General features: G+C 65.0%; 28 protein-coding genes. 6 read left to right on the top strand and 22 right to left on the bottom strand.

The window, feature by feature from the left end:
- Window positions 1-1,309, top strand: a 1,309-nt coding sequence (locus GTP41_RS26320; RefSeq protein WP_161028561.1) for a GspE/PulE family protein, incomplete at its 5' end; no start/stop codon positions are given.
- Entirely contained in the window at window positions 1,306-1,698 is a 393-nt protein-coding gene (locus tag GTP41_RS26315; RefSeq protein WP_161028560.1) for a VOC family protein, read from the top strand. The genes GTP41_RS26320 and GTP41_RS26315, both read left to right, overlap by 4 nt.
- Here GTP41_RS26315 and GTP41_RS27875 read toward each other — a convergent pair.
- The 9 genes from GTP41_RS27875 to rpsF form a co-directional block, all read right to left on the bottom strand.
- A complete protein-coding gene (locus GTP41_RS27875) occupies window positions 1,695-2,678 on the bottom strand; it encodes a GNAT family N-acetyltransferase (protein WP_161028559.1) in 984 nt (327 codons plus the stop codon). The two genes, GTP41_RS26315 and GTP41_RS27875, sit on opposite strands and share 4 nt — an antisense overlap.
- A complete protein-coding gene (locus GTP41_RS26305) occupies window positions 2,666-3,226 on the bottom strand; it encodes a helix-turn-helix domain-containing protein (RefSeq protein WP_161028558.1) in 561 nt (186 codons plus the stop codon). The genes GTP41_RS27875 and GTP41_RS26305 overlap by 13 nt, the downstream gene beginning before the upstream one ends.
- 86 nt (window positions 3,227-3,312) lie before the next feature.
- Window positions 3,313-4,323, bottom strand: coding sequence for an inorganic phosphate transporter (locus tag GTP41_RS26300; protein ID WP_161028557.1), 1,011 nt, complete (start codon window positions 4,321-4,323; stop codon window positions 3,313-3,315).
- 16 nt (window positions 4,324-4,339) lie between these two features.
- Window positions 4,340-4,966: a DUF47 domain-containing protein gene (locus tag GTP41_RS26295; protein ID WP_161028556.1), complete on the bottom strand. Its 627-nt coding sequence runs from the start codon at window positions 4,964-4,966 to the stop codon at window positions 4,340-4,342.
- 66 nt (window positions 4,967-5,032) lie between these two features.
- Complete coding sequence (locus GTP41_RS26290; RefSeq protein ID WP_161028555.1) at window positions 5,033-6,424, bottom strand: replicative DNA helicase; 1,392 nt, start codon at window positions 6,422-6,424, stop codon at window positions 5,033-5,035.
- 96 nt (window positions 6,425-6,520) lie between these two features.
- On the bottom strand, window positions 6,521-6,973 hold the full coding sequence (gene rplI / locus GTP41_RS26285) for a 50S ribosomal protein L9 (protein WP_161028554.1): 453 nt from the start codon (window positions 6,971-6,973) through the stop codon (window positions 6,521-6,523).
- Window positions 6,974-7,007: 34 nt separating this feature from the next.
- Window positions 7,008-7,298 carry a 30S ribosomal protein S18 gene (gene rpsR / locus GTP41_RS26280; protein ID WP_008450941.1) on the bottom strand — a complete coding sequence of 97 codons (291 nt, stop codon included), beginning with the start codon at window positions 7,296-7,298 and terminating at the stop codon, window positions 7,008-7,010.
- A gap of 31 nt (window positions 7,299-7,329) precedes the next feature.
- A complete protein-coding gene (gene priB, locus GTP41_RS26275) occupies window positions 7,330-7,623 on the bottom strand; it encodes a primosomal replication protein N (protein WP_161028562.1) in 294 nt (97 codons plus the stop codon).
- A 19-nt stretch (window positions 7,624-7,642) separates the two neighbouring features.
- Window positions 7,643-8,023, bottom strand: a complete 381-nt coding sequence (gene rpsF / locus GTP41_RS26270) for a 30S ribosomal protein S6 (RefSeq protein ID WP_028104933.1) — start codon at window positions 8,021-8,023, stop codon at window positions 7,643-7,645.
- Window positions 8,024-8,233: 210 nt separating this feature from the next.
- On the opposite strand from rpsF, the gene GTP41_RS26265 reads away from it, so the two are divergent.
- Window positions 8,234-9,313 carry an RpnC/YadD family protein gene (locus GTP41_RS26265; protein ID WP_161028553.1) on the top strand — a complete coding sequence of 360 codons (1,080 nt, stop codon included), beginning with the start codon at window positions 8,234-8,236 and terminating at the stop codon, window positions 9,311-9,313.
- Here GTP41_RS26265 and GTP41_RS26260 read toward each other — a convergent pair.
- Window positions 9,248-9,718: a hypothetical protein gene (locus GTP41_RS26260; RefSeq protein ID WP_161028552.1), complete on the bottom strand. Its 471-nt coding sequence runs from the start codon at window positions 9,716-9,718 to the stop codon at window positions 9,248-9,250. The genes GTP41_RS26265 and GTP41_RS26260 overlap by 66 nt on opposite strands.
- A 130-nt stretch (window positions 9,719-9,848) precedes the next feature.
- Between GTP41_RS26260 and lexA the strand changes: the two genes are divergently transcribed.
- Together lexA and GTP41_RS26250 are read left to right on the top strand one after the other, a co-directional pair.
- On the top strand, window positions 9,849-10,559 hold the full coding sequence (lexA, locus tag GTP41_RS26255; protein WP_161028551.1) for a transcriptional repressor LexA: 711 nt from the start codon (window positions 9,849-9,851) through the stop codon (window positions 10,557-10,559).
- Entirely contained in the window at window positions 10,559-10,747 is a 189-nt protein-coding gene (locus tag GTP41_RS26250) for a hypothetical protein (protein ID WP_161028550.1), read from the top strand. The genes lexA and GTP41_RS26250 overlap by 1 nt, the downstream gene beginning before the upstream one ends.
- A gap of 38 nt (window positions 10,748-10,785) precedes the next feature.
- On the opposite strand, the gene GTP41_RS26245 is transcribed toward GTP41_RS26250, so the two are convergent.
- Window positions 10,786-11,010 (bottom strand): hypothetical protein, encoded by a 225-nt coding sequence (locus GTP41_RS26245; RefSeq protein WP_161028549.1) that lies wholly within the window; start codon window positions 11,008-11,010, stop codon window positions 10,786-10,788.
- Between the two features lie 68 nt (window positions 11,011-11,078).
- On the opposite strand from GTP41_RS26245, the gene GTP41_RS26240 reads away from it, so the two are divergent.
- Window positions 11,079-11,876: a CPBP family intramembrane glutamic endopeptidase gene (locus tag GTP41_RS26240; protein ID WP_161028548.1), complete on the top strand. Its 798-nt coding sequence runs from the start codon at window positions 11,079-11,081 to the stop codon at window positions 11,874-11,876.
- Here the strand turns inward: GTP41_RS26240 and GTP41_RS26235 are convergent.
- The 11 genes from GTP41_RS26235 to GTP41_RS26185 all read right to left on the bottom strand — a co-directional run.
- A complete protein-coding gene (locus GTP41_RS26235; RefSeq protein ID WP_161028547.1) occupies window positions 11,784-13,013 on the bottom strand; it encodes a cystathionine gamma-synthase family protein in 1,230 nt (409 codons plus the stop codon). The genes GTP41_RS26240 and GTP41_RS26235 overlap by 93 nt on opposite strands.
- Complete coding sequence (gene purF, locus GTP41_RS26230; protein ID WP_161028546.1) at window positions 13,013-14,539, bottom strand: amidophosphoribosyltransferase; 1,527 nt, start codon at window positions 14,537-14,539, stop codon at window positions 13,013-13,015. Before purF ends, GTP41_RS26235 begins: the two co-directional genes overlap by 1 nt.
- Before the next feature lie 40 nt (window positions 14,540-14,579).
- The gene (locus GTP41_RS26225; RefSeq protein ID WP_161028545.1) at window positions 14,580-15,068 is read right to left on the bottom strand and encodes a CvpA family protein; all 489 of its coding nucleotides are present in this window, start codon (window positions 15,066-15,068) and stop codon (window positions 14,580-14,582) included.
- Between the two features lie 25 nt (window positions 15,069-15,093).
- A complete protein-coding gene (locus tag GTP41_RS26220; RefSeq protein ID WP_161028544.1) occupies window positions 15,094-16,044 on the bottom strand; it encodes an SPOR domain-containing protein in 951 nt (316 codons plus the stop codon).
- Window positions 16,045-16,067: 23 nt separating this feature from the next.
- Window positions 16,068-17,357 carry a bifunctional tetrahydrofolate synthase/dihydrofolate synthase gene (gene folC / locus GTP41_RS26215; protein WP_161028543.1) on the bottom strand — a complete coding sequence of 430 codons (1,290 nt, stop codon included), beginning with the start codon at window positions 17,355-17,357 and terminating at the stop codon, window positions 16,068-16,070.
- Window positions 17,358-17,430: 73 nt separating this feature from the next.
- Window positions 17,431-18,303: an acetyl-CoA carboxylase, carboxyltransferase subunit beta gene (gene accD, locus GTP41_RS26210; RefSeq protein ID WP_161028542.1), complete on the bottom strand. Its 873-nt coding sequence runs from the start codon at window positions 18,301-18,303 to the stop codon at window positions 17,431-17,433.
- A gap of 88 nt (window positions 18,304-18,391) precedes the next feature.
- Window positions 18,392-19,195, bottom strand: coding sequence for a tryptophan synthase subunit alpha (gene trpA / locus GTP41_RS26205; RefSeq protein WP_161028541.1), 804 nt, complete (start codon window positions 19,193-19,195; stop codon window positions 18,392-18,394).
- 14 nt (window positions 19,196-19,209) lie between these two features.
- The gene (gene trpB, locus GTP41_RS26200) at window positions 19,210-20,451 is read right to left on the bottom strand and encodes a tryptophan synthase subunit beta (RefSeq protein ID WP_161028540.1); all 1,242 of its coding nucleotides are present in this window, start codon (window positions 20,449-20,451) and stop codon (window positions 19,210-19,212) included.
- On the bottom strand, window positions 20,435-21,127 hold the full coding sequence (locus tag GTP41_RS26195) for a phosphoribosylanthranilate isomerase (protein ID WP_161028539.1): 693 nt from the start codon (window positions 21,125-21,127) through the stop codon (window positions 20,435-20,437). Before GTP41_RS26195 ends, trpB begins: the two co-directional genes overlap by 17 nt.
- 10 nt (window positions 21,128-21,137) lie before the next feature.
- A complete protein-coding gene (gene truA / locus GTP41_RS26190; RefSeq protein WP_161028538.1) occupies window positions 21,138-21,941 on the bottom strand; it encodes a tRNA pseudouridine(38-40) synthase TruA in 804 nt (267 codons plus the stop codon).
- A gap of 58 nt (window positions 21,942-21,999) precedes the next feature.
- Window positions 22,000-23,669: motility hub landmark protein FimV (locus tag GTP41_RS26185; protein WP_308700886.1), on the bottom strand; the 1,670-nt coding region annotated here is incomplete at its 5' end.

The following is a 23,669-nucleotide window of genomic DNA, read 5'->3' as shown; positions in this document are numbered from 1 at the left end:
GCCGGCCGCGCCGCGCGCCGCCGCCCACGGCGCCAACGGCGCGGCCGACGCCGCAGCGGCCGCCCTGGCAGAGAAGATCATCACCGAGGCCTGCCGCCTGGACGCCTCGGACATCCACATCGAACCGCACACGGCGCGCGGCATCAGCGTGCTGCGCCTGCGCCGCGACGGCGCCCTGCAACCGTATGCGGAAGTGGCGCTGGACAGCCACCCGGCCCTGGTGGCGCGCCTGAAAGCCATGTGCGGCCTGCCCGGCGCGGCTGCCAGCCACCCGGTCGAAGGCAAGCTGCTGTTCCGCGAATTCAGCCAGCTCGATGTGGAGCTGCGCGCCACCTTCATCCCGTCCACCGGCGGTATGGAGGACGTGGTGCTGCACCTGCTCAGCAGCGGGGCGCCGATGCCGCTGGAGCGGCTCGGCATGCAGGCCGCCGTGCAGGATCGCCTGCGCGCCGCCATCGACACCACGCACGGCCTGTTCCTGCTGTGCGGCCCGGCCGGTTCCGGGCGCACCACCGCCCTGCACTCCCTGCTGCTGCAACTGGAGCGTCCCGACGCCAAGGTCTGGACCATTGAAGAACCGGTGGAAATCCTGCAGCCCGGCGCGCGCCAGGTGGCCGTGCAGCGCGAGGCCGGCATGGATTTCGTCGCCGCCCTGCGCGCGGTGCTGCGCGCCGATCCCGACCTGGTGGCGATCGGCGACATGCGCGACAGCGACAGCGCCGCCCTGGCGCTCGAGGCGGCGCTGAGCGGGCGCATGGTGCTGGGCACCCTGCACACCGGCAGCACCACCGACACCATCAGCCGCCTGCATGAAATGGGCAGCGAGCGCTTCGCCCTGGCCGACGCGCTGCTCGGCGTGCTGGCAGTGCGCCTGGCCAAGCGCCTGTGCGAGCATTGCAAACTGGCCTACCAGCCGGGCGAGGCGGAACTGCAGCTGATGCTGGCGGAGTACATTGAGGAATTGCAGAAGACCGATGCCTACCGCGCCGCATCGACCAGCGGCGCGCGCGCCGAGCAGCAGCGCATCGTCGGCGCCTGGCGCGAACGCTACGGCGACGCGCGCGGCCACTTCACCTTGTACCGCCCGGTGGGCTGCAAGGAGTGCAGCAAGGGCTATAAGGGTCGCATCGGCCTGCACGAACTGCTGGTGCCGGGCGAACGCACGCGCCAGCTGGTGCGCGAGCGCGCCAGCGCGCCGCAGCTGCGCAATGCGGCGCTGGCCGAAGGCATGCAGACACTGAAGATGGACGGCATCGGTAAAATCCTGGCCGGCCTGACCGACGTCAAAGCCGTACGGGCCGCACTGTGATTTCGCACGTCTTCCTGGGCGTCGGCGCGTTTGGGCCGGCCTACCGCTTCCATGCCGCCGTGATGGCGGCCCTGGGCCACGCGCAGCGCTTCTGCGACGAGGGCAAGCCCTGGGCCGCGTGGCAGGCGGCGGGCGGCGGGCGGCCGCTGTTCATCATCGGCCACCCGTTCGACGGCGCCCCCGCCAGCGCCGGCAATGGCCAGATGACCGCCCTGCTGGCGCCCTCGCGCGCGGCGGTCGACGCCGCCCACGCGGCAGCCCTGGCCAACGGCGGACGCTGCGAAGGCGCGCCGGGCCTGCGCCCGCAATACCACGCCCATTACTACGGCGCCTACTTCCGCGACCCGGACGGCAACAAGCTCGGGGTCTGCTGCCACGACCCGCTCTAAAGCAGCTTCTCGAAACAGGCCGCCGCCGGATTGCCGGCGTAGCGGCCGAAATTCCCGATGCGGCGGTAGCCGTGCGCCTGGTAAAAACGCACCGCGCGCGCGTTCACCAGGCGCGTCTCCAGGCGCAGCGCGCGGTAGCCGATCCGGCGCGCCTCGTCTTCCAGCCAGGCCAGCAGCGCGCTGCCGGCGCCTTGGCTGCCGGGCCGCGCGTACATGCGCTTGATTTCCGCCGTGCGCTCTTCGGCCGGCCCGAGCGGCCGCAGCGCGCCGCAGCCCAGGAGCAGGCCATGCGCGTCGCGCGCCAGCGCGAAACGCCCGCCCGCGCCGCGCGCATCGTCCGCGCTGAAGGAGGTGCGTCCGCTGTCGCCGCAGATGGCCTGCAACGCGCCGTCCAGCTCCGCCAGCAGGACCTGCGCCTCGGGCGCGCCGGGGTCGGCCGCCGTGACGCGCGGCAGCAGCTTGTACATGAAGGTGGTGGCGCCCAGCCGCCCGTCCGGCATGGTGGCAAATTGCGGGATCTCGCCGCAGCGCAGGTAGCCCAGGCCCAGGTACATGCGCTCGGCCGGCTCGCCGCTGCAGGTGTCGAGCACCAGCAGGCTGCGCCCCATGGCCAGCGCCGCCGCCTCGGCGTGCAGCAGCAGCGCGCGCGCCAGGCCCTGGCGCCGCGCGGCCGAATGCACCAGCAGCTTGGACAGCTCGGCGCGGTGGCGGCCGTTCGGCATGCCCGCGGGCAGCAGCGCCAGCGTGCCGGCAATGCGCCCGTCCAGCGCGCCGCCGGCGACGCGCGCCACAAACAGGCGCCGTTCGCCGCGCGCCACGGCGCCCTCCAGGCCGTGCCAGAAAGCCAGCGCCGCCTCGTGCGGGAACGGCAGCTCGAAACCGACGCTGGCGCCGTGCCGCACGCAGTCGCGCAGCACCTCGGCCAGCTCGCCGGCGTGCGCCCGCAGGCCGGCGGCGTCCAGTTCTTCTATGATTCGCATATCGTGATCAGGTAGTGGGCCGGCTCCGGGCCGGGGCAGGCAAAGCGCGTGGCGCCGTACAAATGGAAGCGCAGGCAATCGCCCGCCTGCAGGCGGTGCGTGGCGCCGTCCACCGTGTAATCGAGGACGCCGGACAGCATCCAGATGTGCTGCTCCAGGCCGCGCACCGGCGGCTGGGGGTAGTCGATGATCGCCCCGGGCGGCAGGCGCCCTTCGACCAGTTCCGCCGCCAAGCCGCGCGCCGGCGGCGATACCATGCGCCGCACGAAACCGGTGGCGGGGTCCTGCCATTCGGCCTGCTCGGCGCGCCGGATCAGCTGTACCGGGGCCTGCTCGACTTCGGCGATCAGGCGCGACATGGGCATGCCGTAGACGGCGCACAGTTTGCCCAGCATGTCCGCCGTCGGGCTGGTTTCGCCGCGCTCCAGGCGCGACAAGGTGGCGCGGCTGATGCCGCTTTGCGCCGCCAGCTCCTCCAGCGACAGGGCGCGTGCCTCGCGCAGCGTTGCCAGGCGGCGCAGCAGGCGTTCTTCGAATGAATTTCCCATAAACGGGAATATATCCCATTTATGAGAATATCGCCACGAAAAAAAACGGGAACCGGGGAAACCGGTTCCCGCCATCCCGCTTTACATTACATGATGTGCTTGCCCACCCACCATGCCACCGCCGCCACGAAGGCGGAAGCAGGAATGGTGAAAATCCAAGCCCACACAATATTGCCCGCCACACCCCAACGCACGGCCGACATCTTCTGCGACGAGCCCACGCCGACGATCGCGCCGGTAATGGTGTGGGTGGTCGACACCGGCACGCCCCAGAAGGACGCCATCAGCAAGGTGATCGCACCGCCGGTTTCGGCGCAGAAGCCGCCCACCGGCTTCAGCTTGGTGATCTTCTGGCCCATGGTCTTGACGATACGCCAGCCGCCGAACAGCGTGCCGAAGGCGATCGCGCCGTAGCAGGAGATGATGACCCAGTCAGGCGGTGCTTTCGCATCCGCCGCCACGTGGCCGGTCGCGATCAGCAGCATCCAGATGATACCCATGGTCTTCTGCGCATCATTGCCGCCGTGGCCCAGCGAGTAGCCAGCCGCCGAGACCAGCTGCAGGCGGCGGAACCAGGTATCGACCTTGCGCGGCGTCGATTTGACGCACACCCAGGCCACGAGCAGCATGATCAGCGAGCCAAGCACAAAGCCCAGCAACGGTGCCACCACGATGAAGACCACGGTCTTCAGCAGGCCGCCGGAGATCAGCGCGCCGGTGCCGGCTTTGGCCACTGCGGCGCCCACCAGGCCGCCGATCAGGGCGTGCGAGGACGAGGACGGAATGCCGTAGTACCAGGTGATCACGTTCCAGACGATGGCGCCGACCAGCGCGCCAAAGATCACGTAATGGTCAATCACCGAGGGTTCGATCGTCCCCTTGCCGATGGTGGTCGCCACCTTCAGGCCGACCACGAAGATCGCGATGAAGTTGAAGAAGGCGGCCATGGCTACGGCGGTCTGCGGTTTCAGCACGCCGGTGGACACCACCGTGGCGATCGCATTCGCGGCATCGTGGAAGCCGTTCATGAAGTCGAATATCAGTGCGAGGCCGACCAGTGCGACCAGCGCATAGATGCTAATTTCGATATGGCTCATGAGAGTCTTTTTTTAGTTATGCGTTTTCGACGATGATGCCTTCGATGATGTTGGCAACATCTTCGCAGCGGTCGGTGACGGTTTCCAGGATTTCGTAAATGGCCTTCATCTTGATCAGGTTGCGCACGTCCGGTTCGTCGCGGAACAGTTTGGACATGGCGGCGCGCATCACATGGTCGGCGTCCGATTCCAGGCGGTCGATCTCTTCGCAGATGCCGACGATCTTGGCAGCGTTGTCCATGTTCGACAGCAGGGCCACCGCTTCCTTGACCTTTTCGCAGCAGGCCAGCACCAGTTCGGCCAGGCGCTTGGCTTCCGGGGTCACGGAGTGCAGGTCGTACAGCGACACGGTCTGGGCCGCATCTTCCATCAGGTCCAGGATGTCGTCCATGCGGGTGATCAGCTTGTGGATGTCGTCGCGGTCCAGCGGGGTGATGAAGGTCTTGTGCAGCAGGTCGACCGCGGTGTAGGTGATCTTGTCAGCCTGCTTTTCAATGCTTTCGATGGCGTGGACACGGTTTTCCAGGTCATCGAAATTGGCCATCAGGCCCAGCATTTCTTTGGCGCCCTTCACGCACAGTTCGGCGTGCTGGTTAAACATGTCAAAGAATTTGCCCTCGGTGGGCATCAAGCGTCCAAACATTTTTCTTCTCCGTTGGTTGATTCGTAGATACTGCAGCAAGGCCACCCAGCGTGGCCAGCCTGGTAATCAGTCGCCTTGGTAGATCGACAGGTTACCGGTGTAGTTGCCAAACTTGGTGTACGCACCGATCCAGGTCAGGCGGATCGCCCCGATTGGACCGTTACGCTGCTTGCCGATAATGATCTCGGCGGTGCCTTTATCCGGCGAGTCGGGGTTATAGACTTCGTCGCGATAGAGGAAAATGATCACGTCCGCATCCTGTTCGATCGCGCCGGATTCGCGCAGGTCGGACATGACGGGACGTTTGTTGGGGCGTTGCTCCAGCGAGCGGTTCAGCTGGGATAGTGCAATGACGGGGCAATGCAGCTCTTTCGCCAGGCCCTTGAGCGAGCGCGAGATTTCGGAAATCTCGGCCGAGCGGTTATCGCCCGGCTGGCTGCCCTGCATCAGCTGCAGGTAGTCGACCACGATCAGGCCCAATTTGCCGCATTGGCGCGCCAGGCGGCGCGCACGGGCGCGCATTTCGATCGGGTTCAGGGCCGGGGTCTCGTCGATATAGACCTGGGCATCGTTCATTTTCTGGATGGCGTGCGTCAGGCGCGGCCAATCCTCGTCAATCAGTTTACCGGTCCGCAGGCGGTGCTGGTCCAGCAGGCCGACGGAACCCAGCATACGCATGGCCAGCTGCACGCCGCCCATCTCCATCGAGAACACGGCGACCGGCAGGCCGGCTTCCACCGCCACGTTTTCGGCGATGTTCATGGAGAACGCGGTCTTACCCATGGAAGGACGGCCGGCCACCACCACCATATCGCCCGGCTGCAGGCCGGAGGTCATCTTGTCCAGGTCGGTCCAGCCGGTCGGCACGCCGGTGATTTCCGAGCCCGATTCGCGCGAATACAGCTCGTCGATCCGTTCCACCACCTGGGTCAGCAGCGGCTGCACCGGCAGCCAACCTTGCGCGCCGCGGGCGCCGGCTTCGGCGATGGCGAAGATCTTCGCCTCGGCCTCGTCCAGGATCTGCTTGACTTCCTTGCCCTGCGGGTTGAAGGCATTGCCCGACACTTCATCGGCCACGGTGATCAGCTTGCGCAGCACGCCGCGGTCACGCACGATTTCCGCGTAGCGGCGGATATTCGCGGCGGACGGGGTATTCTGCGCCATGGCGTTCAGGTAGGCCATGCCGCCCACCTCTTCCGCCTTGCCCAGCATGTTCAGCGCTTCCGACACGGTCACCACGTCGGCCGGCTTGCCCGAGTTAATCAGGCGTACCATCTGCTCGAAAATGATGCGGTGGTCGTAGCGGTAGAAATCTTCGGCCCGCATAAAGTCCGCAATACGGTCCCACGCCGCGTTATCGCGCAACAAGCCACCGATAACAGATTGCTCTGCCTCGATCGAGTGCGGCGGAATGCGGAGGGAATCGACTTGTGGGTCGGACTGGGGTGCGGCGTTCATGGCGCGCATTATACCTGCTTCGGCAAGGTCGGAATAATCTCTGGAAATAAAAAAAGCCGGGAGAACCCGGCTTTTTTGCTGAATTTACGACGCTGATTAAGCAGCTTCGCCGATCACAGCCACGGTCACTTCCACCACCACGTCGGTGTGCAGGGACACGGCAACTGGGAACTCGCCGGTGGTCTTCAGAGGACCGGTTGGCAGGCGCACAGCCGATTTCTCGACAGCGAAACCAGCTTTCGACAGGGCTTCAGCGATGTCGAAGTTGGTGACGGAACCGAACAGACGGCCGTCAACGCCGGCTTTCTGCGATACGGTCACGGTCATGCCGTTCAGCTTCTCGCCTTGGGCTTGGGCAGCGGCCAGCTTGGCGGCAGCAGCCTTTTCCAGTTCGGCGCGCTTGGCTTCGAATTCAGCAACAGCAGCAGCGGTAGCGCGGCGTGCCAGTTTCTGAGGGATCAGGAAGTTACGGGCGTAGCCGTCTTTCACTTTAACCACGTCGCCCAGGTTGCCGACGTTGATTACTTTTTCCAGCAGGATGATTTGCATAGTTTTCTCCAGGTACTTAGATCTGAGCCGCTGATTAAGCGTGGTGCAGATCGGTGTATGGCAGCAGGGCCAGGTAGCGGGCGCGCTTGATCGCGGTGTCAACTTGGCGCTGGTAGTGCGCCTTGGTACCGGTCAGGCGGGCTGGCATGATCTTGCCGTTTTCCTGGACGAAATCTTTCAGGGTGTCTACGTCTTTGTAGTCCACCTGCTCAACGTTAGCGGCGGTGAAGCGGCAGAACTTCTTGCGCTTGAACAGTGGGTTTTGTTGCTTGCGCTTTTCTTTCAGCTTGAGCTTGTTTTTGTCGAACTTTTTACCGAATGCCATTTTTGGCTCCTGTATTTAAAAATTGCGCTGTTTAAACAGCACGAAAATCAATGATGTGAAACACCAGGGTTCTGCTATTGCGGTTCTTCTTGGCCAGGAAACCGGTGAATTCGTACAAGCCTCCCAGGGGCGCCTGACTGAATCGTTTCGACAGCTCGCCGGCGGCAACCGCGGGAACGTCAAACTCGGTCAGTCGGGCAATTCCTGCCTCTGTCTGCTGCGAACTGTGCTGCAAGCTTGCATTCACAATCGGCAGGCCGGCCGGGGTGTAACGAATGTCATCCCGTTCGGCGATCAGGGCGGTAACCCGGAGCTGGTTGTACAGACCGTCTCCTGTTCAGGAATTAGGCCGCTGCAGGCGCTGCTGGGGCTTCGGCGCGATGGCTCTTGGCCGCGTCTTCACGCTGGACCGACTTCATCATCGGCGAAGGAGCGGTTTCCGCTTTCTTCATCTTGACGGTCAGGTGACGCAGCACGGCATCATTGAATTTGAATGCGGTTTCCAGCTCAACCAGGGTCTCGTTGTCGCATTCGATGTTCAGGCAGATGTAGTGTGCCTTGGCCAGTTTCTGGATCGAGTAAGCCATTTGACGGCGGCCCCAATCTTCAACACGGTGGACGTTACCGCCGCGCGAGGTCACGCTGGCTTTGTAACGTTCGATCATCGCGGGCACTTGCTCGCTTTGGTCCGGGTGGACGATAAATACGATTTCGTAGTGACGCATTAATAACTCCCTTAAGGACTGTGAATATAGCCCACCCCGGCGTCAAGACGGGTGTGGGAAGAGGTAAGCCCGCAAATATAGCAGGTTTTGGCCGCCAGCTCAAGGTTTACTGACGCCGCGCAAACCGCCCCGCCCGGCCTGCTGGCATGCTGGGCCATGGACCATCCTGACCGCGCCTGGACCTGCCTGCTACGCCGCAACCTGCCCCAGGTGCTGGCACGCCTGTTCCCCGCCATCCACCGCCTGATCGACTGGGGCCAGCAATATGACCTTCCTGACAAGTGCCTGCCGCCCAGGACGGCTGACAGCGTGTGCGGCGAACGCGAACCGGATTTTGTCGCTATCGTTACGCTGCGCGGTGGTGGCTTGGCATGCCTGCATGTGGAAGTCCAATGTACCAGGCAAGCCAGCTTCCCCGACCGCATGGCGCAATACCATGGCCGCCTGCACGACCGCTTCGGCCTGCCCGTTATCAGCCTTGCTATCCTCGGCGACACCAGCCCCACCTGGCGCCCGCATGCCAGCAATGATCATTACGGCATGGCACTCGAATTCCATAGCGCGAAGCTGCTGGACTTTCGCGCGGAGCTCAGCGCGCTGCGCCCTTCACTCGACCCGGTTGCCATCGCCCTGGCCGCGCATTTGACCGCCCTCGCCACCCGCCGCAAACCGGCAATGCGTTACACCGCCAAGCTGGGCTTGATGCTCCCGCTCTATCGCTTGCGCGGGAAGTTAAGGGAACTTACCGAAATCCAGGAGGTCATAGACTGGCTACTGCCACTGACGCCATTCTGGCAAAGGAGATTCACCATGGATGTCGAAAAATTTCTTGAAGAGCACAAAAAACAGGACAAAAACAGCCTCAACTACATCGTCGCCGAGCACTTTATCCAGCAAGGCCTGAAGCAAGGCTTTCCGAAAGGCGAAGCCTTGGGCATCGCAAAAGGGAAAGCCGTTGGCCTGGCCGAGGGTAAAGCCGTTGGCCTGGCCGAGGGTAAAGCCGTTGGCCTGGCCGAGGGTAAAGCCGTTGGCCTGGCCAAGGGTGAAGCGGTGGGCCTGAGCAAAGGGTTGGCGCAAGGGCAGGCCCAGACCTTGAAACTTCAGCTCCAGGTAAAGTTTGGCCAACCCGGCAAGGAGACGCTACGCGCGCTGGAACGCGCCGGCCCGGCACAGCTGGAGCGACTGGCCATCGCCTTGCTCGATGCGGAATCAGCCGCCGAAGCGCTACGCGCTGCGGGCCTGAACATCCGTGGCGCCCGCGGCAACGGCAAGCGCCGGACCGTGTGCTGATCGCAATATACCGACCAGGAACCCAAGCCCCGCCGCCAACCAGACCACCGATGCGACCACATCGAAGGTCAGCAGGCGATCCGGAAACTTGTACAGATACGGCAACACCAGCAAGCCCCGCAGCAAGCACACAGCGGCCACGGTGCCCTGCACCATCTGGGCGAACGGCAGCCAGCGCAAGAGGCCTGCGCCGGCCAGCGCGTACAGCGCGCACACCAGCATCAGCGCGCCGATCACCAGCGCGCCCGCCGGCGCCAGCAGGCCGCCCGCGCGGGCCGAGGCCACGATTTTCGGCGGCGCCTGCAGGAAGGCATACCATTCCGGTCCCAGCCAGGGCGCCGCAACATGGATCAAGGCACCGAACAAGCAAATCCCCGCCGCCAGCAAGAAAGCTAACCGTCCCATCCTGCCCTCCAATGGTTGTCGAATCGATATTAAGCCGAAAATTTTCTACGGATGCAACAAATTTGCTTGCAATTCGTTTCACACTGTACAAAAATACAGACTGTCTATATCCACAGCCCACCATAGCACCATGATCAAGCTCACCGCCCGACAAGAACAGATCCTCAACCTGATCAAGGATGCGATCGAAAACACCGGCTTCCCTCCGACCCGCGCCGAAATCGCGACCGAGCTGGGCTTCAAATCGGCCAACGCCGCCGAGGAGCACCTGAAAGCCCTGCAGCGCAAAGGCGCGATTGAAATCACCGCCGGCACCTCGCGCGGGATCCGCCTGACCGGCAACTTCGGCGGCACCGCCACCGGCATCGGCCCGGCCGCCGCCAGCAGCGGCGCGCTGCGCGCCGCCCCGCGCGCCAAGGTCGAATTCGACGACATGCCCGCCATCCCGGCCGGCATGCTGGTCGCCCTGCCCCTGATCGGCCGCGTCGCCGCTGGTTCGCCCATCCTGGCCCAGGAAAACCTGGAAACCACCTACAACGTCGACCCCAAGATGTTCTCCGCCAAACCGGACTTCCTACTGAAGGTGCGCGGCGAATCGATGCGCGACATCGGCATCATGGACGGCGACCTGCTGGCCGTGAAGAAAACCGATACCGCCCGCAACGGCCAGGTGGTGGTGGCCCGCATCGGCAACGATGTCACGGTCAAGACCTACCGCAAGACCGGCAGCACCATCGAACTGCTGCCGGAAAATCCGGACTTCAAGATCATCACCGTCACCCCGGAAGACGACTTCGCGCTGGAAGGCCTGGCCGTCGGCCTGATGCGCACCTGGCACTGATGCTCAAACTGTACGGCAGCGCGGAATCCGGCCTGCGCCTCGAACGCGAGGCGCGTTCCGCCCCCTTCAAGGAAGGCGTGAATGGCGGCGGCACCATTGCCGGCCTGGCGATGGATGGGGAACTGCGCACGGCCACCCAGGGCCAGGCCAGCCTCAACGCCCGCGCCATTGTCGGCATGCCTTACTGAAGCGGTGTGCGCCGCCAGCGCCGCCATCTCATGATCGGTCATGGCGGTTCGCCGGTATGCCGCAGCGAATCCTGGTCCAACGCAAAGCTCTCGATGGTGATCGCCAGGAAGGCGGCCCGCAGCAGGGCCGACTTGTCGGCGATGCGCGGCATCAGCGCGGCGTCCAGCCCGCCCTCCTCCAGCAAAGCCAATGCGGCGTTGAGCAAACGCTCTTCCGTGTCGCGGCTGCGCTGCCAGCGCGCCGATGGCAAAGTCTTTTCCACGGCTTGAAGTACAGACAGCCCGCCGGAAATATGTGAAAGTAGATTCGCATTTACATTTGGAGTCCAACATGCCATCGCTGCAAGCCGCATTTATCGTCGCCCTTTGCATCATGCTGCCGCTGCTCGAAGTCCCCAGGTGGCGCCGCCTGAAAGCCAATAGCACCAGTGCGGCCCGCCTTGGGCACTATCGCGAAGTGATCGTGCTGCTATGGGCGCTGGCTGCAGTCTCGGCCTGGCTGGCGGCGCCGGCCACGCTATTCGATGCGCCAGGGCGCCTGGGCGGCATGGAATGGCTGACCGGCAGCGCAACCGCGAGCTGGCTGGTGCAGGGCGGCGCGCTGCTGCTGGTCGGGATGCTGACGGCGCAGGCCTTGCGCAGCCTCACGGACGAGGAGGTGCGGCAGCAATACGCGCTGGCCGCGCAGCCCCTGAAATTCATGCTGCCGGCCGGACGGCGCGAGCGGCGCTGGTGGATCGTGGTGGCGATTTCGGCCGGCGTGTGCGAAGAGCTGGTGTATCGCGGCTTCATGCTGGCCTACTTCGGGCAGCCCGGAACGGGCCTGGGTCTGGGCCTGGGCGGGGCCTGGCTGCTCAGCACGCTGGCCTTCGGCCTGGTGCACGCTTATCAAGGGCTGGCCGGTGTGCTGCGCTCGGGTATCGTGGGGGGCTTGCTGGGCTTGGTGGCGATCGCCAGCGGCCACCTGGCCCTGGCGATCGTGCTGCATGTGGTGATCGACTTGCTGCCGCTGGCTTATTACCGGCCGGCGGAAGGATCAGTCGAGGGCGTTGCGGAAGTCGGCGATCAGGTCGGCCGTGTCCTCGATGCCGACCGAAACCCGGATCAGGGAGTCGGCGATACCCATTGAGGCGCGGCGCTCGGGGCCCATCTCGTAGAAGATGGTGTGCGAGACCGGGATCACCAGGGTGCGCGTGTCGCCCAGGTTGGAGGTCGGGATCGCCAGCTTCAGCTTGTTCAGGTAGTCGAAGCAGTCGATGCCGTCCTTCAGCTCAAAACTCAGCAAGGAGCCGAAGTCCTTGAACAACTCGGCCGCGAGGCCGTGCTGCGGGTGCGATTTCAGGCCCGGGTAGTAGACGGCGGCCACGCGCTCGTCCGCTTCCAGCATCTCGGCCAGCGCGCGCGCGTTGGCGCTGGTGCGGTCCATGCGCAACGCCAGCGTTTCAGCGCCGACTGCGATATGGTGCGCCGCTTCCGGCCCGAGCGAGGCGCCGAAATCGCGCAGCGCCTTGGCGCGGATCTGCACCAGGCCCCATTGCGCGGGCGCGTTCTTCTTGTAGTTCTCGAAGATATTCGGGAATTTGGTCCAGTCGTAGGCGCCGGTATCGGTCAGCGCGCCGCCCAGCGCGTTGCCATGGCCGCCGATCGACTTGGTCAGCGCATTCACCACCAGGCCCGCGCCCACCTCCTTCGGCCGGAACAGGTAGGGCGAAGTCATGGTGTTGTCCACGATGTACAGGATGCCGCGCTCGGCGCACAGTTGGCCGATGCGCTTCAGGTCCGCGATCTGGGTGCGCGGATTGGCGATGGTTTCAACGAACACCATGCGCGTTTCCGGCTTGAGTGCCGCCGCCACGTTGGCGACGTCGGTGGCGTCGACAAAGTCCACGCCCACGCCCTGCCCGGCCACGGTCTGCCACAGCGAATTGGTATTCCCGAACAGGAAGGACGACGACACGACATGGTCGCCGGCCCGCAGCAGCGCCTGGAACACGGCGCCGATGGCGCCCATGCCGGTGGCGAAACAGATGGTGCCGAGGCCCTGCTCCATCTTGCTGACCTTGTCCTCCAGCGCGGCAACGGTCGGATTGCCCTGGCGGCCGTAGCGGAAGCCCGGCTCCTTGCCCTGGAACACCGATGCCAGCTGGCGCGCATCGGCGTAGCCGAAGGTCACCGAGGTGTGGATCGGCTTGTGCAGCGAGCCGTGTTCGATGCCCTTCTGGCGGTCGTTGTGCAGGATGGTGGTCGTGAAGCCGTAGTTCTTCATCAGGATTCCGTGTTGGCGGTGTTCAGGTTCAGCTGCGTGCGCGCCGCGTCTTCCGCGACCTTGGCCTTCTTCGGATTGTGGCGCGCCTGCTCGATGCGGTCCAGGTATTCGGCCGACACATCGCCGGTGATGTACTTGCCGTCGAAGCAGGACGCTTCAAATTCGGTCAGCGCCGGGTTCACGTCGGCGATGGATTTCTTCAGGTCTTCCAGGTCCTGGTACACCAGCGCGTCGGCGGTGATCTCGTTGCAGATTTCCTGCAGCGTGCGGCCGTGGGCGATCAGCTCGTCGCGCGTCGGCATGTCGATGCCGTACACGTTCGGGTACAGCACCGGCGGCGCGGCGGAGGCGAAGATCACTTTCTTGGCGCCGGCTTCGCGCGCCATCTGCACGATCTCGCGCGAGGTGGTGCCGCGCACGATGGAGTCGTCCACCAGCAGCACGACCTTGTCCTTGAACTCGTCGCCGATGGCGTTCAGCTTCTGGCGCACGGACTTCTTGCGCATCGCCTGGCCCGGCATGATGAAGGTGCGGCCGATGTAGCGGTTCTTGATGAAGCCTTCGCGGTAATCCACGCCCAGGCGCATCGCCAGCTGGATCGCGGCGGGGCGCGAGGAATCAGGGATCGGCATCACCACGTCGATGCCCTCGGCCAGGCCTTCGCGCTTGATCTTGTCGGCCAGGTATTCGCCCATTTTCAGGCGGGTGTTGTAGACCGAGGCGCCGTCGATCACCGAATCCGGACGCGCCAGGTAGACGTATTCGAACACGCACGGGTTCAGCTTTGGATTGTCGGCGCACACTTGCGCGTGCAGCTGGTTGTCCATGTCGATGAAGATCGCTTCGCCCGGCAGCACGTCGCGCACGAAGCGGAAGCCCATGCCTTCCAGCGCCACGGACTCGGACGCCACCATGTACTCCACGCCGTCCGGGGTTTCATTGATGCCCAGGCACAGCGGGCGGATGCCGAACGGGTCGCGGAAGGCCAGCATGCCGCTGCCGGCAATCTGCGCCACCGCCGCGTAGCCGCCGCGCACGCGCTTGATCAGCACCGTCACGGCCTGGAAGATGTTGGCCGGGGTCAGGGTGACGTCGGTCGACGCCTTCTGGATTTCGTGCGCCAGCACGTTCAGCAGCACTTCCGAATCGGAATCGGTGTTGATGTGGCGACGATCGTTCTTGAACATCTCGTCTTTGAGCTGCTGCCAGTTGGTCAGGTTGCCGTTGTGCGCCAGGGTGATGCCGAACGGCGCGTTCACGTAGAACGGCTGCGCTTCCTCCTCGCTCGACGAACCGGCGGTCGGGTAGCGGCAGTGGCCGATGCCGGAGGTGCCGTTCAGCGAACGCATGTTACGGGTGCGGAACACGTCGCGCACCAGGCCATTGGCCTTGTGCATGGAGAACGTGTTGCTTTGGTTGGTTGCGATGCCTGCTGCGTCCTGGCCGCGATGCTGCAACAGCAGCAGCGCGTCATACAGCATCTGGTTGACTGGTTGGTGGGATACGACGCCGACGATGCCACACATGGTGTGCTCCTAAACTTGGTACTGCGGGATTTAAAGAATGCTAAAAATGGACATGCCGCGCCAGCGCGTCGGGCAGGAAGGGTTTCACGGTGCGCACGCCGGATTCCGCCATGGGGCTCAACAGCGCGTTCTGCCAGAAATCCTGCTTGGGGATGGAAGTCATCCCGCACAATATGACGCCGGCCAGCACGATCACAATCCCCCGGCCGAGGCCAAACAAGCCTCCCAGGCCGCGGTCGGCCAGCGACAGGCCGCCGGCAGTGACCAGCGCGTCGATCGCCATGGCCAGCAGGGCCATGAGGATGCGCACACCGATAAACAGGGCAATGAAGGCCACGATCAGGCGCACCACCACGCCGGGAATGGCGTCCGGCAGCATGCCGGCCAGCGCGGCGCTGTAGGCGTTGGCGACCACGAAGGCGACGATCCAGCCGGCCAGCGAGAGGATCTCCTTGACCAGGCCGCGCATGGTGCTGATGACGATGGATGCGATCAGCACGAATATCACGAGGTAGTCGAAAATCGTCACGTCAGCACAGCCTCAACTCTTCTTGTCAGGCCGGGGTAAGGCTGCCGTTCAGGCCCAGCTTACCCAGCTTGGCTTTGACCTTTTCGGCTTCTTCCTTGTTCGGGAAGGGGCCGACGCGTACGCTGGTTAGCTCGCCGTTGGCGGTGCTCACCTTCTGCGCATAGGACTTGATGCCGGCTTCGCCCAGCTTGCGCTGCAGCTCGTCCACCTTGTCTTTGGCGGCGAAGGCGCCCACCTTGATCACGTATTTGGTGGCCGGCGCGGCATCGGCAGGCTTGCCTTCCAGGATAGCCATGGCGCGCGCATCGTCGGCGTGGGCGGGCTTGGTGTCCGGCTTGGCGTCCTTCTTGGGCTCGGGCTTGGGCTCGGTGTGCTTGGGCTCGGGCTTGGCGACTTTCGGCTCGGCCGCTTTTGGCGGCTTGGCCGGTTCGGCGACGACCGGCTTGGCCGGCACGTGCACAATTTCTTCGCCCTTGTCCAGCGCGGCGCCGGTGGCGACCGGCGCTACGGCGCGCGAGGCCGGGGCAGCGACCGGCGCGGCGGCGGCAGGCACGGCCACCGCAGGCGCGGCTTGCTGCGCAACGGCGGGTGCGGGAACGGGCGCCGGCGCGGTGGCCGGGCCGCCGTTCAGCGGCTCGCCCGGCTTGTCCTTGGACGGCATATTGATGGCGATATCGGCCACCGAGGATTTCGGTTCCGAATCGAGCAGCATCGGCAGGCCGATGGCCACGCCCAGCGCCAGCGCAATGGCGCCCACCAGGCGCCGGCGCGCGCGCTTCTTCTCCGGCAGTACGGGGTCGGCAGCGTCCTTGCGGCCGCCGCGGCGCGGCGCGGCATCGGCGCCGGCGCCGGCGTTCGAGGCGCGTTTGGAACGGGCTTTGTCGCTCAGGGAACGGTCGTCCTGAGCGCGGTAGTAGCCGCTGTCTTCACCAGCGGCATCTTGCTTGTCTTTGCCAAATTTCGATAACAAGCCCATGCGTACTATTCTCGGTCGAGTGCTCAGTGGAGTGAGGATTTTTTCGCCGCCATGACACCAGCGACGGTCAGGAATGATCCAAAGACCACAATTCTATCATTCTCGCCCGCCCGGCTCATCGCATTTGCGAATGCCTGGCCTGGATCATCGAAAATATTGACGGTTTTCTCACCCATTTGCGGCTCGGCCGCCTGCACCTTGGCGGCCAGCTCGGACGCCGTGGCCGCGCGCGGCGACGGCAGGTTGCTCAGGCACCAATGGTCGACGCACGGCGCCATGGCCTTGAGCACGCCGTCGATATCCTTATCGTGCATGGAACCGAACACCGCGTAGGTGTACGGCGCAAAGCCCATATTGCCGACATTCTGCGCCAGCGCGGCGGCGGCGTGCGGGTTGTGCGCCACGTCGTAAATCACGCTCGGGCGGCCCGGCAGCACCTGGAAGCGGCCCGGCAGCTCCACCATCACCAGGCCGGTGCGCACTTCCTGCGCGCCGACCGGCAATTCCATTTTCAGCGCCTCCAGCGCAGCCAGCGCCGCGCAGGCGTTCAGCAGCTGGTTGGCGCCGCGCAGGCCGGGATACGCCAGCGAATTGCGGCGCTGCGAACGGCCGCCATAATTCCACTGCTGCTTGTCGCCCGCGTAGTTGAAGTCGCGCCCCATCAGCCACAAGTCGGCGCCGATTTCCGTGGCGTGGTCGATCAGCGCCTGCGGCGGCACCGGGTCGCTGCAGATCGCCACCTTGCCGGTGCGGAAAATACCGGCCTTCTCAAAGCCGATCTGCTCGCGCGTGCCGCCCAGGTAATCGACGTGGTCGATATCGACGCTGGTCACGATCGACACGTCGGCATCGATCACATTCACGGCGTCCAGGCGGCCGCCCAGGCCCACTTCCAGGATCACCACGTCCAGGGTGGCCTGCGACATCAGGTGCATGATCGCCAGCGTGGTGAACTCGAAGTACGTCAGCGAGATATCGCCGCGCGCCTGCTCCACGACATTGAAACTGGCCACCAGCTGCTCGTCGCTCGCCATGTCGCCGTTCAGGCGCGCCCGCTCATTGAAGTGCAGGAAGTGCGGCTTGATGTACAGGCCGACGCGGTAGCCGCCTTGCAGCAGGATCGATTCCAGCATGGCGCAGGTCGAACCCTTGCCGTTGGTGCCCGCCACCATGATGACCGGGCATTTGAAGGCCAGCGCCATGCGTTCCTTGACGGCGCGCACGCGGTCCAGGCCCATATTGATGACGGTTTCGGCATGGCGCGACTCGATCAGCGCAAGCCATTCTGGGAGGGTATTCGGGAGTTGGGACATGATCGCCAGGGAGGGATTTTTGGGCGCGCAGCGCAGGAGGCTGCGCGCGCCAGGTGAAACGTAAAACTTAAGTTCAGGCCAGCACTTCGACGGCCTGGTTCTGCATCAGGGCCAGCAGGCGCGCGATTTCTTCGCGCATCTGGCGGCGGTCCACGATCATGTCGATCGCGCCCTTGGTCAGCAGGAACTCGGAACGCTGGAAGCCTTCCGGCAGCTTTTCACGCACGGTGTTTTCAATCACGCGCGGACCGGCAAAGCCGATCAGCGCCTTCGGCTCGGCCATCACCACGTCGCCCATGAAGGCGAACGAAGCCGACACGCCGCCCATGGTCGGGTCGGTCAGCACCGAGATGAACGGCAGCTTCTTCTCGGCCAGCTTGGTCAGCATGGCGGTGGTTTTCGCCATCTGCATCAGCGACAGCAGGCCTTCCTGCATGCGCGCACCGCCGGTGGCGGTAATGCAAATGAACGGCACCTTCTGTTCCAGCGCCACCTGGGCCGCGCGGGCGAATCGCTCGCCGACCACGGAGCCCATCGAGCCGCCCATGAATTCGAATTCGAAGCAGGCCACCACCACCGGCAGGCTCATGATCGAGCCGCCCATTGCGATCAGGGCATCGGTTTCGCCGGTGGCTTCCATCGCCTGTTTCAGGCGGTCCGGGTATTTTTTGCTGTCTTTGAATTTCAGCGTGTCGACCGGCAGGGTTTCCTGGCCGATTTCATAACGGCCGCCGGCGTCCAGCAGGCCATCCAGGCGCTCGCGCGCGCGGATGCGCATATGGTGGTCGCATTTCGGGCAGACATGCAGGTTCGACTCAAGGTCGGTACGGTACAGCACAGCCTCGCAGGATGGGCACTTGACCCACAGGCCTTCAGGCATTGTCTTGCGAGCGGCAGCTTCCGAGCGCTGGATGCGCGGGGGCAGCAATTTTTCCAACCAGCTCATATTTTCTCCTCTTGCACTAACTTAGGCCGGAAGTGTAGCCGTTTCTGCCTGTCCTGTCGAACAAAACAGGCAGTAAATTGCTTTCAGATCAACGCTTTTCGTCCAGTGCCTGGCGGATGCTGGAAACGAACGATCGTACTGATTTTGCGGCATTTTCCGGACCCGCCGCTTCGATTTCCTGGATGATGCGGCTGCCGATCACCACGGCATCGGCCACGCTGGCCACGGCGCGCGCCGTTTCCGCGTCGCGGATGCCGAAACCGACGCCCAGCGGCAGCTGGACATGCTTGCGGATCATGTCCAGGCGGCGCGCCACGTCCTCGGTGTCGATGTGGCCGGCCCCGGTCACGCCTTTCAGCGACACATAGTAAGTGAAGCCGCTGCCGACCCGCGCCACCTGCTGCACGCGCTGCTCGGTCGAGGTGGGGGCCAGCAGGAAGATCAGGTCCTGGCCGGCCGCCCGCATCTTGGCGGCGAAGGCCTCGCACTCTTCCGGCGGGTAGTCGACGATGATGGCGCCGTCGGCACCGGCGGCAGTGCTGGCGTCGATGTAGGCGTCCACGCCCAGGCGCTCGATCGGGTTGGCGTAGCCCATCAGGATGACGGGGGTGCTGCTGTTGCTCTTGCGGAATTCGCGCACGAAGTCGAAACAGTGGCGGATGCCGACGCCCTGGGCCAGGGCGCGCTCGCAGGCGCGCTGGATGACGGGGCCTTCGGCCATCGGGTCGGAGAAGGGCACGCCGAGTTCGAGGATGTCGGCGCCGCCTTCCACCAGGGCGTGCATCAGTTCCACCGTGCGGCCGGGTTCCGGGTCGCCGGCGGTGATGAAGGTGACCAGGGCTTTCTTGTTTTGCGCTTTCAGCGCGGCGAAGGTTGCTGCGATACGGGTCATCTTGCGTGCCCTCCTCAGAACTGCAGGCCGGCGCGCAGGGCGACGGTGTGCATATCCTTGTCGCCACGGCCCGACAGGTTGGCCAGGATGATTTTATCCTTCGGCAGCGTGGCCGCCAGCTTGGCCGCATAGGCCAGCGCGTGCGACGACTCCAGCGCCGGGATAATCCCCTCGATATGGCAGCAGTCGTGGAACGCCTGCAGCGCCTCGTCATCGGTAATCGACACATACTGCGCGCGCCCCGAATCCTTCAGGTAGGAGTGTTCCGGCCCCACGCCCGGATAATCCAGGCCGGCCGACACCGAATGGGTCTCGATGATCTGCCCGCCGTCGTCCTGCAGCAGGTAGGTGCGGTTGCCGTGCAATACGCCCGGATAACCGGCCGTCAGCGAGGCGGCATGCTTACCCGTATCGAGCCCCTCCCCGGCCGCCTCCACCCCCACCAGCGCCGTCGCGCCCTGGTCGATGTAAGGATAGAAAATACCCATCGCGTTGGAACCGCCGCCGATGCAGGCCACCACATAGTCCGGCTGGCGCCCCGTCATCTCCGGCATCTGCTGCAGGCACTCCTCGCCGATCACCGACTGGAAGTCGCGCACCATCATCGGATACGGGTGCGGACCCGCCACCGTGCCGATGATGTAGAAAGTGTTCTCGATATTGGTGACCCAGTCGCGCATGGCTTCATTCAGCGCATCCTTCAGGGTCTTGGAGCCCGACTCCACCGGCACCACGGTCGCGCCCAGCAGCTTCATGCGGTACACGTTCTGCGCCTGGCGCTTCACGTCCTCGCTGCCCATGTACACCACGCACTCCAGGCCGAAGCGCGCGCAGATGGTGGCGGTGGCCACGCCGTGCTGGCCGGCGCCGGTTTCGGCGATGATGCGCGGCTTGCCCATGCGCTTGGCCAGCAGCGCCTGGCCGATCACGTTGTTGATCTTGTGCGCGCCGGTGTGGTTCAGGTCTTCGCGCTTGAAGTAGATTTGCGCGCCGCCCAGTTGCTGCGACCAGCGCTTGGCGTGGTACACCGGCGAGGGACGGCCGACGAAATGCTTGAGCTCATAGCGGAACTCTTCCAGGAACAGTTCATCCTTGCTGTAGCGGGCATAGGCCTCGCGCAGCTCGGCCAGCGCATAGCTCAGGGTTTCGGCAACAAAGGAGCCGCCGTAGGGGCCGAAATGGCCGCTGGCGTCGGGCAGGTGGTAAGTCGAGGCGTGGAACAGGTGCGCAGGCGCGCTGTCAAGCGGGGTTTTCATGGTGCGGATCTTTCTCAAACGTGGCATCGGCTGCCCGCACGCCGCGAATGAACTCCGCGATCAGGCGAGCATCTTTGATGCCCTTGGCGCGCTCGACGCCACTTGAGACGTCAACCGCGTAAGGGCGAACGCTGGCCACTGCGCCAGTCACATTTTGCACGCTCAAGCCACCACTCAAAACGGCCCGATGCGCGAGATCTTTTGGGATTAGGGACCAATCGAAAACCTTTCCTGCGCCGCCATATGCATCCACGAAGGTGTCGAGCAGGAGGCCCGAGAACAAGCCACTGGATGCGCGGCAAAGTCGCTCATATTCTAGCAGCTCGGCGCCGCTTGTGTCGGGTTTGACGCGGAACACCCGCATAAACGCCCTGCCCGCTGCCTGCGCCGCCGCGGCGCAGTCCTGCGCCGACTCGTCGCCGTGAAATTGCAGCAGCGACAGCGGGGCCGCGGCAACCGTCGCCGCCACGGCGGCCGCGCCCGCGTTCACGAACAGGCCGACCGGGGTCACGAAGGGTGGCAGCAAGGCACTCAGCTCGGCCGCGCGCTGCGGCGTCACATAGCGCGGGCTCTTGTCGTAGAACACGAAGCCCACCGCGTCCGCCCCCGCCTGCACGGCGGCCAGGACGTCTTCTTCGCGGGTCAGGCCGCAGATCTTGATGCGGGTGCGTTGCATGGGTGGCTCCTTAGAAAGCAGGCAGGATGCTGGGCTCTTCTTGCGGCAGCCCCCACTTCTCGTCGTATTCGATTTTGGACAGGTACAGGCCGTCCGGCATGAAGGTCGGCGCCGCCTGGGTGCGGTCCTTCCCGGCCAGCAGCTCGCCCAGCCAGCCGGTGTCTTCGCGGCCCTGGCCGACATAGACCAGCGAGCCGACCAGGTTGCGCACCATATGGTGCAGGAAGGCGTTGGCGCGCAGCGTGAACAGGATCATGTCGCCGTGGCGCTCGATGTCAATGCTGTGCATTTCCTTGACCGGCGTCTTGGCCTGGCACATGGCGGCGCGGAAGGCGGTGAAGTCGTGGGTGCCGATCAGCGGCTTGACCGCTTCGCGCATGCGCTCCACGTCCAGCTGCCAGTGAGTGAAGCCGGCGCGCCCCGCCAGCAGCGGCGAGCGCACCTGGTGGTTGTACAGCAGGTAGTGGTAAGTGCGGGAACGGGCGCTGAAACGGGCGTGGAACTCCTGCTCCGGCGCCGGCGCCGCCGGCAGGTAGCGCGCCCAGCGCACGCCGATCGATTCGGGCAGGAAGGCGTTGATGCCGCGCACCCAGGCGTGTTCGGCGCGTTCGAGTTCGGTGTCGAAGTGCACCACCTGGTTCAAGGCATGCACGCCGGCGTCGGTGCGGCCGGCGCAGGTGGTGCCCAGCTTGACGCAGGCGAAGCGTTCAATGGCCTGCTCCAGCTTGTTCTGCACGGTCTGGCCGTGCGGCTGGACCTGGTAGCCAAGCCAGTCGGCGCCGTTGTACTGGACTCCTAATGCGATGCGTTTCAAAATAAAAAATGCCCGGTCAGTGTGATCTGTGACCGGGCATTATACGGTGATTTGGCGCTTAACCGAGTTGTGCGCGCATGCTGCTGGCGCGCGAGACCTGGTCGTCGCTGCCGCCGCGGATCACTTCATCGAGCAGCTCGCGTGCGCCTTCCTTGTCGCCGATTTCCTGGTAGGCCACGGCCAGATCGAGCTTGGTGTCCATTTCCATATGCAGGGCGGACATCTCTTCCTCGTTCTTCGGCGCGGCAGTTTCCTGGCCGGCGCCGCCGAGGTCAAGGTCGATGCCGGACAGGTCGAAGTCGGCCGGGGCGGCGGCCGCCGTTGCCGTCTCCGGCTCGGATGGCAGGTCCAGCGCGAAGTCTTCCGCCGACAACGGCGCCTCTTCCGCCACCGGGGCTGGCGCAGCGGTTTCGCCGCCGGGCAGCGAGAAGTCCATCATATCCAGTTCGGCCAGCGGATCGGCCGCTGGTGCCGCAGCCGCGGCAGGCGCCGGCGCCGCGCTGTCGCCGCCTGGCAGGTCGAGGTTGAAGTCCATGCCGATATCGGCCATCGGGTCGGCCGCCGGAGCGGCTGCCACCGTTTCCACCTTGGCCGGCTCAGCGTCCAGGCCCAGGTCGAAGGACAGGTCCTGCACCTCTTCCGCCGCTGGCGCCGGGGCCGCGCTTTCTTCCACCGCGACGGCCGGTGCCGGCTCATCGAAGCTCAGGCCGCCCAGGTCGAAGTCCAGCGCATTGCTGTCGGCGACTTTCGGCGCTGGCTTGTCCTCTTCCAGCGATGGCAGCGCGGTCGCGTCGCGATCCAGGTCAAAGTCCATCAGCGAGGCCTCTTCCGCCGGCGCCGCTTCCGCGCTCAGGTCCAGGTCCAGGCCGCCCGCATCCGCTTCGGCGCTGGCCGCCTCGGCAGCCGGTGCCGGCTCGGCGAACATCGCGGCGAAGTCGTTCAGTTCATTCGATTCGCTGGCCACGAACGGCGCGGCAGCCGCGCCGGCCGCCGCAGCGCCCAGGCCCGCCGCCGCTTTCGCCTGCGCGGCGTTCACGTACAGCGGATTATCCGGGTCGATGCCGGCGCCCAGCGCCGCGGCTTGCGCCCACTCGTCGCCCTGGCCCTTGGTCATCGAATACAGCTCGCCGGCCTGCGCTTCAAAGGCGCGCGCGTCCTTGCGGCCGGCGTAGATTTCCAGCAGCTTCAAACGCACAGGGTGGCGCTCCGGATGGACGCGCAGGGCTTCCTTCAGGATTTCCTCAGCCTGGGCATCGCGGCCGTAGGCGATGTAGACGTCGGCTTCCGCCACCGGGTCGACTTCATTGGTGTCGAGCTGGCTGGCCGACGGCGCAAAGTTCGAATTGAACACGCTGTTGCTGGTGTCCACGCTCTGGCCACCGGTTTCGGCGAACAGGGAATGCGCGGTGGTGCCCGGATCGCCCAGCACATTGCTGTTCTCGGCATTCGGCAGCGACATCTGCTCGGCGGCCTTGCGGCGGCGCATGACCAGCAGCGCCGCACCGCCCAGCAAGGCGGCCAGGGCGCCGCCCACCAGCGGCAGGTTTTCCATGATGGTGTCGACCAGGCTCGGCTCCGCCGGTGCCGGCGGTGGCGTCACGACCGTGCGTTTTGGCTTGCTTGGCTTGGCCGGTGCCGCTTCCGCCGGCGCCGATGCGGCCGGCGCGGCAGTTTCCGGCGCGGCGGCTGGTGCCGGGGCGGCCGGGGCCGGGGCCGGAGCGGCCGCGG

Source organism: Pseudoduganella guangdongensis (assembly GCF_009857475.1).
In the GTDB taxonomy this organism is placed as follows: domain Bacteria; phylum Pseudomonadota; class Gammaproteobacteria; order Burkholderiales; family Burkholderiaceae_D; genus Rugamonas; species Rugamonas guangdongensis.
The sequence above is the reverse complement of the archived record's forward strand: the minus strand, read 5'-3'. Positions and strand labels throughout refer to the sequence as shown.